Annotated in this window: 6 protein-coding genes and 1 pseudogene; 6 read left to right on the top strand and 1 reads right to left on the bottom strand. The window is 47.2% G+C overall.

Annotated elements, in window-relative coordinates; genetic code table 11:
• Both VB081_RS13005 and VB081_RS13000 read left to right on the top strand, forming a co-directional pair.
• Positions 1-302 (top strand): annotated as a pseudogene (locus VB081_RS13005) (S49 family peptidase); the annotation flags it as partial.
• 47 nt (positions 303-349) lie between these two features.
• On the top strand, positions 350-535 hold the full coding sequence (locus VB081_RS13000) for a hypothetical protein (RefSeq protein WP_323401207.1): 186 nt from the start codon (positions 350-352) through the stop codon (positions 533-535).
• A 322-nt stretch (positions 536-857) separates the two neighbouring features.
• Here VB081_RS13000 and rpsT read toward each other — a convergent pair whose 3' ends face one another.
• A complete protein-coding gene (rpsT, locus tag VB081_RS12995; RefSeq protein WP_323401206.1) occupies positions 858-1,121 on the bottom strand; it encodes a 30S ribosomal protein S20 in 264 nt (87 codons plus the stop codon).
• A gap of 165 nt (positions 1,122-1,286) precedes the next feature.
• Here rpsT and murI point away from each other — a divergent pair, with 165 nt between their 5' ends.
• The 4 genes from murI to mutS form a co-directional block, all read left to right on the top strand.
• Entirely contained in the window at positions 1,287-2,069 is a 783-nt protein-coding gene (gene murI / locus VB081_RS12990) for a glutamate racemase (protein ID WP_323401205.1), read from the top strand.
• Positions 2,070-2,184: 115 nt separating this feature from the next.
• Complete coding sequence (locus tag VB081_RS12985; RefSeq protein ID WP_323401204.1) at positions 2,185-4,425, top strand: vitamin B12-dependent ribonucleotide reductase; 2,241 nt, start codon at positions 2,185-2,187, stop codon at positions 4,423-4,425.
• Between the two features lie 84 nt (positions 4,426-4,509).
• Positions 4,510-5,865, top strand: a complete 1,356-nt coding sequence (gene miaB / locus VB081_RS12980; RefSeq protein WP_323401203.1) for a tRNA (N6-isopentenyl adenosine(37)-C2)-methylthiotransferase MiaB — start codon at positions 4,510-4,512, stop codon at positions 5,863-5,865.
• Positions 5,866-5,868: 3 nt separating this feature from the next.
• Positions 5,869-8,314 (top strand): DNA mismatch repair protein MutS (mutS, locus tag VB081_RS12975; RefSeq protein WP_323401202.1); only part of this gene is annotated, 2,446 nt, incomplete at its 3' end.

The following is an 8,314-nucleotide window of genomic DNA, read 5'->3' as shown; positions in this document are numbered from 1 at the left end:
TGGCAGATAATATGTTAAAAGGGGACCCGTCGGGCGCAAAAGAGATTGTTAAAAAAATGGGTAATCACAAGGACACCAAGTCTCATAATCGACACATAGGCAAAGAAGAGTGTAAATCAATGGGGCTTAATATTATCGATTTAGAAGAAATGGATGCAACGAAAAAAGGTGAGTGCTGCGATTTGCAAGATTGCTTGCTGACACTTCATCATGCATATATGCACACTTTTTCAAGTTCGTCTGCTTTAAAAATAGTAGAGAATCATCTAGGGAGCGGAAACACGATGATAATTAATGGTTGATATTTGCATTCGATTAGGTTTATAATAAGTTTAAAGGAGTGATTATTATGAGTAAAATTAATTTTGAAGAAGCATATAGCAAATTTGGAATAAAGAGTACTCCTATACAAAAAAATTATTCTCCCGAGCTACATGGAGCGAGTATTAAGCGGTGTTCTGTGCTCAAACAGGGAAACGTTTCTTATGATTATAAGAGTTGTTTCAATCCAGATTGTAAAAAAGAAGGGTTGTAAGCATATACTTACAGTGTAGGCAATAACCCACACCACCCCTAACCCCCACCCCCGGGGGTTCTTTTTTACCCCCAAACCCCGCAGACTTAGGTTTGTGGGCTTTTTTGTTGTGTAGATTAGGCGGGTTATCGTGTTGCATTTCGTGTTTTGGGTGCGCGTTTTGTGTTACAATACACATGAGAAACTAAGAACGGTAACTAACACGTAACTAACAAATAGGCTTGAAATCCGCATTGCGAAAGGGTTCCAGTTTTACAGCACATAAAAAAACCGATGGGTGAGATCGGTTTTTAAGGTTTCTTATTCAAATGGGGTATCAAAATTACTCAGCTTGACTGTTTAATTTTTTTGCCAATTGTGCTTTTACGCGATTTGCTTTGTTTTTGTGGATCGTGCCCTTTAAAGCGGCCTTATCGACTGCGCTCACAGCTGTTGTATAAAGCTCTTTTGCATTTGCATCAGAAGCAACCACTGCAGCATCAAACTTTTTAAGGTCTGTCTTAAGTGCGGACTTGATCATTTTGTTACGCAGCGTTTTTGTTGCGATAACTTTTACGCGTTTTTTAGCAGATTTGATATTAGGCAATTCATTCACCCCCGTATTTATAAATTCAACAAGTGATATATTATCACATCTATGCGGTCTTTGCAAGCAATTTTTATACTTTTGTCGCGTCTTTACTATATTTACACATTGTACTATAATAAATAACAGACAAAATGAATTTAAAACAGTTTTTAGGATGATAGCATGAAAAAAAACGATCTGCCGATTGGCATATATGATTCCGGCGTAGGTGGCGTAAGCGTGCTTTGCGAAGCAATGAAATGCTTGCCTCACGAAAACTTCCTTTATTATGGCGACAGTAAGCATGCGCCTTATGGGACGAAATCCGAAGAAGAGATCAAGGAATTATCGCTTAAGTGCGGTGAATTCCTTTTCAATCAGGGTGTAAAGATGATTGTCATCGCCTGTAATACGGCGACGAGTATTGTCGTACAGACGATGCGTGAGCGCTACAATATACCGATCATCAGCATCGAACCGGCTGTTAAGCCCGCACTTCTTGAGCGTCGGCAGGGGAGGATCATTGTCCTAGCAACACCCGCTACCTTAAAACAAAAGCGTTACCATACTTTGCTTGATAATCTTGATGCACAAGATATTGTGATCAACGTGGAATGCGCGCGTCTTGCCGACCTTATTGAGAAAGGCAACGTGGCCGATCCCCATATCAAGGCTTATATCCACGACAAGCTGGTTGCATACCGCGGACAGGCTATAGACGGCATCGTGATTGGCTGTACGCATTATTCCTTTGTTGCTGATAAAATCAAAGACATTGCCGCAAAAATGTTTCCGTCTTTTCTTGATGTATATGACGGCAGATACGGGACGGCCAGGCATATCGTGCATGTCCTAGACTTCGAAAATTTGCGGAACGGGCAAAATACGGATGGCACAATAGAATTTTTTACGTCAGGCAATGACGATTCTTTATCCGTATATCGCTACTTTCTGTCCTTGCTTTAAAAATATTTCAAAAAAGTAACAAAAAGGGCTGGCATTTTCATTAGCCTCGGTGTACTATATATAGTGTTCCGGACTTATCCTGACACTAAATATATTATACGGAGGACTTTTTCCTATGTTTAGCAAAAATGCGGTGACCGTCCTTGAGAGACGCTACCTAAAGAAAGACAAAGACGGCAAGCCGACCGAAAAACCGGATGATTTACTTGCGCGTGTAGCGCATGCGATCGCGGAGGCAGACCAGGAGTTTGACTTAAAGGCCGACATCAAAGCAACGCAAGACACATTTTATAAGATGATGGCGGATCTTCGCTTTATGCCGAATTCTCCTACGCTGATGAATGCAGGACGGGAGTTAGGGCAGCTCTCCGCGTGTTTTGTCCTTCCAGTCGCCGACAGCATGGAAGATATTTTTGATGCAGTCAAAAATGCCGCGCTCATCCACAAAAGCGGCGGTGGCACAGGTTTTTCGTTCACGCGTCTTCGCGGGACAGGTTCCTCCGTCAATTCTACCGGCGGTGTGGCAAGCGGCCCGGTCAGCTTTATGAAGGTGTTCAACGCGGCTACAGAAGCCGTAAAGCAGGGCGGTACGCGCCGTGGCGCCAATATGGGGATTCTTCGTATCGACCATCCGGATATCCTCGAATTCATCCAATGCAAGAAAAATACATCCGAAATCACTAACTTTAATATCAGCGTGGGGATCACGGAAGAATTTATGCAGGCAGTAAGCGAAAAGCGGGAATATTCGCTCATTGATCCGCATACAAAAGAAGAAGTAAAAAGGCTCTATGCGCCGGATGTATATGCGATGATCGTCAAAATGGCATGGACGAACGGCGAGCCGGGCATTGTTTTCTTAGACCGCATCAACCGCGACAACCCCGTTCCCAAGCTCGGCGAAGTGGAGAGCACGAACCCCTGCGGAGAGCAACCCTTGCTGCCGTATGAGAGCTGTAACCTCGGCTCCATCAACCTAAATGCGCTGATGGTGAAAAACGGCGGGGAATATGCGCTCGACTACGACCTTTTTAAGCAAACGATCAGGGATGCGGTGCATTTCCTCGACACTGTTATCACCGTCAATAATTATCCATTGGACGAAATCCGCGATATGACGCTCTCTACGCGTAAGATCGGGCTTGGTCTGATGGGCTTTGCGGATATCCTGTATAAACTGAAAATCCCGTACAACTCCGAAAAAGCGATCGAGCTTGCAGAGCATATCATGCAGTTTCTGCGCGACAATGCGCGTGAGATGTCGTCCGAGCTTGCAAAGCAGCGCGGAACTTTCCCAGCCTATGACGAAAGCGTTTTTCAGGGGCAGGGACTTGTGCAGCGTAACGCCACAGTGACGACGATCGCGCCTACGGGCACGATCTCCATCATCTGCAATTCTTCCTCGGGCATCGAGCCGGTGTTCGGACTGTCGTATATCCGCAACGTTATGGATAACGACGAGCTACTGGAGGTGCATCCATATTTTGAAGAAGTAATGAAGGAACGCGGATTGTATTCCAAAGAGCTCATGTCGCGCATTGCTTCTGAAGGGACGATCGCGCACATCGAAGAAATTCCTGAAGATATCAGAAACGTCTTTGTGACTGCGCACGACATCAATCCGGAGTCGCACGTACGTATGCAAGCGGCTTTCCAGAAATATACGGACAACGCCGTCTCCAAGACAGTCAACTTTCCGCGGGAGGCGACGCAGGAAGATGTGCGCAAGGTGTATGACTTAGCGTACAAGCTTGGCCTTAAAGGTGTGACGATTTACCGTGACGGATCGCGTGACGCGCAGGTCCTCAACATCGGCAAGGTCAACAAAAAAGAAGATGGGACGCAGATAGCTGTCGAGGATACAGAATCCGCCGGTATTGCGGTTGCACCGCGCGACAGGCCGGAGGTAACGCAGGGAATCACGCAAAAGGTGAAAATTGGTTGTGGAAATCTTTATATTACGGTAAACTACGACGAAAATGGTATTTGCGAGGTATTTACCAATCTTGGACGCGCCGGCGGCTGTCCGTCACAGTCCGAAGCGACGAGCAGGCTGATCTCTACTGCGCTTCGTTCAGGGATGGATGTGGATTCCATCGTAGAACAGCTTCGCGGTATCCGCTGTCACTCTACGCTCAGGAAGGGCGGAGATGTAAAGGTACTTTCCTGTCCTGACGCCATCGGCCGCGTACTGCAGACTGTCGCGCAAATGCAGGATGTTAAGATCGCACCGCTTATGCAGGAGGACGCAGAGCAGCAGCCGGACGACACAAAATGTCCGGAATGTGGCAAGACGCTGGAATTTGAAGGCGGATGTAACATCTGCCGTTCCTGCGGATATTCCAAGTGCGGATAAGCATATAAAAAGAATGGAAGGGCAGGCGGGGGTTCTGCCCTTTTTCTATGGATTTTATAGCGGTTTTGCATTATAATCTTAAATATGGAAAATGAACGTCACTTAACAGAATATGTAAAAAGCAACGGTTTAAAATACCACATCATCACCTACGGATGCCAGATGAACGAGCACGAATCCGAAAAGATAGCGGGGATACTGGAAACGCTTGGATTCGAGGCGTGCGCAACAAAGGAAAACGCGGATTTTATTCTTTTTAATACCTGTTGCGTGCGGGAAAATGCCGAACACAAGACATTCGGCAATGTAGGCGCACTGCGCAAGCTAAAGGATGAAAACAAAGGGCTGATGATTGCGGTGTGCGGATGTATGATGCAGCAGGAAGAAGTGGCGCAAAAGCTCTCAATGACTTTTCCATTTGTCGATATCATTTTCGGTACGCATAACATCCATACGCTTGCCAATCTGATAGGGGAATGTATCTTAGAAAAAAAGCGTGTGCTAGCCATACAGGACCAAGACACGCTCCTGCACGAAAATGTACCCGTTGCCCGGCATACATGGCCGCTCGCGTCTGTCAATATCATGTACGGCTGCAACAATTTCTGCACCTATTGTATCGTGCCTTATGTACGCGGACGCGAAAAATCCCGCAGTGCGCAGGAGATCATACAGGAAATACAAGGCCTTGAAGGATATCAGGAAATCATGCTGCTGGGGCAGAATGTAAACTCATATCACGGGGAAGGCATGGACTTTGCGGCTTTATTAGAAGAAATATGTGCGCAAACGTCTGTCCCGCGTATCCGTTTTATGACGTCGCACCCTAAGGATCTGTCGGACGCGCTGATCGATGTGATTGCAGATCAGCCACGTATTTGCCGCCATATCCATCTTCCGGTGCAGTCGGGCAGTACAGCTATCCTTACGGCGATGAATCGCGGCTATACGCGCGAACAATATCTTAGTCTTGTGAACAGAATACGTGAAAGAATGCCGGATATCGCACTTACAACGGATGTGATCGTAGGCTTCCCGGGCGAAACGGATGCAGATTTTGAAGATACGATATCCTTAATGGAAAAGGTGCGTTACGATTCTGCTTTTACATTCGTATATTCTAAGCGCGAGGGCACAAAAGCGGCAGAGATGAACAACGAAGTAGCTGAGTCTGTCAGAAAAGAGCGCATTATGCGGCTGGTGGCACTGCAAAATGCCATTACGGAAGAAAAGAACAAGGAGTACGAGGGAAAAACTGTCCGCGTACTGGTGGAGGGTCTCAGCACACGCGATAATAACCACGTCTGCGGACGTACAGACAGCAGCAAAATGGTAAATTTTGCAGGAAACAAGGACATGATCGGCAAATGCTACGATGTAGATATCGTACAGGGGAAAAAGACTACACTATTTGGGCGCATGACGCAGAAGCAGGGATAATTTATGGCACAGCTGACACCGATGATGCAGCAATATCTTGACCTAAAGGAAGAATATAAGGATTGTATCCTTATGTTTCGTTTGGGTGATTTTTATGAAATGTTTTTTGACGACGCGATCCTTGTGTCAAGGGAGCTGGAACTGACGCTTACAGGACGCGACTGCGGCCTTGAGGAACGCGCGCCCATGTGCGGCGTGCCGCATCATGCGGTAGACGCCTATATCGCGCGACTTGTCACAAACGGGCATAAGGTCGCGATCTGCGATCAGCTTGAAGACCCGCGCGCTACAAAGGGGATCGTCAAACGCGGGATCACGCGCGTGATCACGCCCGGTACGGTCGTAGAGACCTCCATGCTGCAGGAAAAAGAAAACAGCTATATCCTGAGCATCTTTTTTGGCGAAAGTGCGATCGGGCTTGGCTACTGCGACGTGTCCACAGGTGAATTTTGTTTGATGCAGGCAGAAGATGAAGCCGCATTGCTCAACGAAATGACGCGGCTTAACCCGCAGGAGATCATCGTTGCGGATTCCCATATAGGCAGGCTTCTGAAATTAACAGAAAAATCACGCTTCAAAAACGCATTCATCAATCCATATTTTGATTGGGCATACGAGGAACCCACGGCAAAAAAAGCACTGCAAACACATTTTAAGGTAAAATCCCTCAATGGTTTTGGATGTGCGGATTTAAATGACGCCTTAAGCGCTGCGGGCGCGCTCATGCAATACTTAAAAGATACGCAAAAAAACACTCTGCTGCACATCACAAGCCTGAAAGCACTGAAAGAGACGGCATTTATGGTGCTCGATCCCAATACGCGCCGTAACTTAGAGCTGACCCAGACCTTGATGGAAGGCTCGAAAAAAGGCTCGCTGCTGTGGCTGCTCGACAAAACAAAAACCGCAATGGGCGGGAGATTGCTCAAAAAATTTATTTTGCAGCCGCTGAAGAATATCAGTGAGATCGACGCGCGTCTTGATGCGGTAGACGAAGTACGGCAGGATCTGTATCTGCGCAATTCGCTTTCTGATTATTTGGGCGGTATTTACGATCTGGAGCGTATCATTACACGTATTTCCTACGGAACGATCGACGCAAAGGATTGCCTTTCGCTGAAAAGCTCCATTGCCGCGCTTCCATATTTAAAGGGTATCCTTGAAGAAACCGCAAGTCCGCTGCTTGCCGATATATGCGAAAATCTTGACGACCTTGCAGACATCCATGCACTGCTTGAGCAGGCAATCAACGAAGACGCGCCAGCCGGCATCATGGACGGTAATATCATCCGTCGCGGCTATCATCCGGAAATCGACGAACTGATCGACGCGTCCGTCAACGGAAAAAACTGGTTGCTGGAATTGGAAGCCAAAGAGAAGGAAGAAACAGGGATCAAAAATCTAAAAATTCGTTACAACAGAGTGTTTGGTTATTATATAGAGGTCACGAAATCTTACCTTTCGCAGGTGCCATACCGTTATTTGCGCAAGCAGACGCTTGCCAATTGCGAGCGCTATATCACCGAAGAACTGAAAGAGATGGAAGATACGATTCTGGGCGCGGAAGAAAAGCGCAATACGCTTGAATACCAGGTGTTTCTTGAGCTTCGCGACAAGCTGGCGCAAAATGTGGCGCGTATGCAGGGCTGTGCCGGACGCATTGCGCTGCTCGACGTGCTGCAATCGATGGCTGCTGTCGCATATGACAACAATTATGTGCGTCCTCACATGACGGACGACGGCGTGCTCAGCATCAAAAATGGCAGACATCCCGTTGTGGAAAGTATTTTGAAGCAAGGTTTTGTACCCAACGATGCGGCGCTTGACCACGCAGATAACAATATGCTTCTCATCACCGGGCCGAATATGGCAGGAAAAAGCACCTATATGCGCCAGGTCGGGCTGATTGTTCTAATGGCGCACATGGGCAGCTTTGTTCCTGCCGACGAAGCGCACATCTGTCTTGTTGACCGCGTATTTACGCGTGTGGGCGCGTCCGACGACTTAGCGTCCGGTCAAAGTACTTTTATGGTTGAAATGAACGAGCTTGCCAATATCCTCAACAATGCGACACAAAACAGCCTCTTGATCTTAGACGAGATCGGCCGCGGAACAAGCACGACGGACGGGCTGTCTATTGCGTGGGCGAGCGTGGAATATATCCTGCAAAAACTCCACGCAAAGACCTTATTTGCGACGCATTACCACGAGCTTGTAGAGCTGGAAAATATGTTTTCAGGTATCCGCAACTACTCTGTAGCCGTCAAAGAGCTTGGGAACGACATCGTTTTTTTGCACAAAATCGTTGCGGGTGGTACAGACCGCAGCTTTGGGATCGAGGTAGCAAAGCTTGCCGGATTGCCGCAGCAGGTGATCTCACGCGCAAACGTATTTTTAAACCAACTGCAGAATTATGAGATGTCTATCACAGGCGATGTCCCGGCTGAGG

The sequence above is a fragment of the Christensenella sp. genome, assembly GCF_034927525.1.
Lineage (GTDB): Bacteria > Bacillota > Clostridia > Christensenellales > Christensenellaceae > Christensenella.
This window is presented reverse-complemented; position numbering and strand designations above follow the sequence as displayed.

What these genes read in the sequence shown, in the direction of transcription:
- VB081_RS12985 (WP_323401204.1), top strand. Translation starts at nt 2,185, where the DNA reads ATGTTTAGCAAAAATGCGGTGACCGTCCTTGAGAGACGCTACCTAAAG.
- murI (WP_323401205.1), top strand. Translation starts at nt 1,287, where the DNA reads ATGAAAAAAAACGATCTGCCGATTGGCATATATGATTCCGGCGTAGGT.
- miaB (WP_323401203.1), top strand. Translation starts at nt 4,510, where the DNA reads ATGGAAAATGAACGTCACTTAACAGAATATGTAAAAAGCAACGGTTTA.
- VB081_RS13000 (WP_323401207.1), top strand. Translation starts at nt 350, where the DNA reads ATGAGTAAAATTAATTTTGAAGAAGCATATAGCAAATTTGGAATAAAG.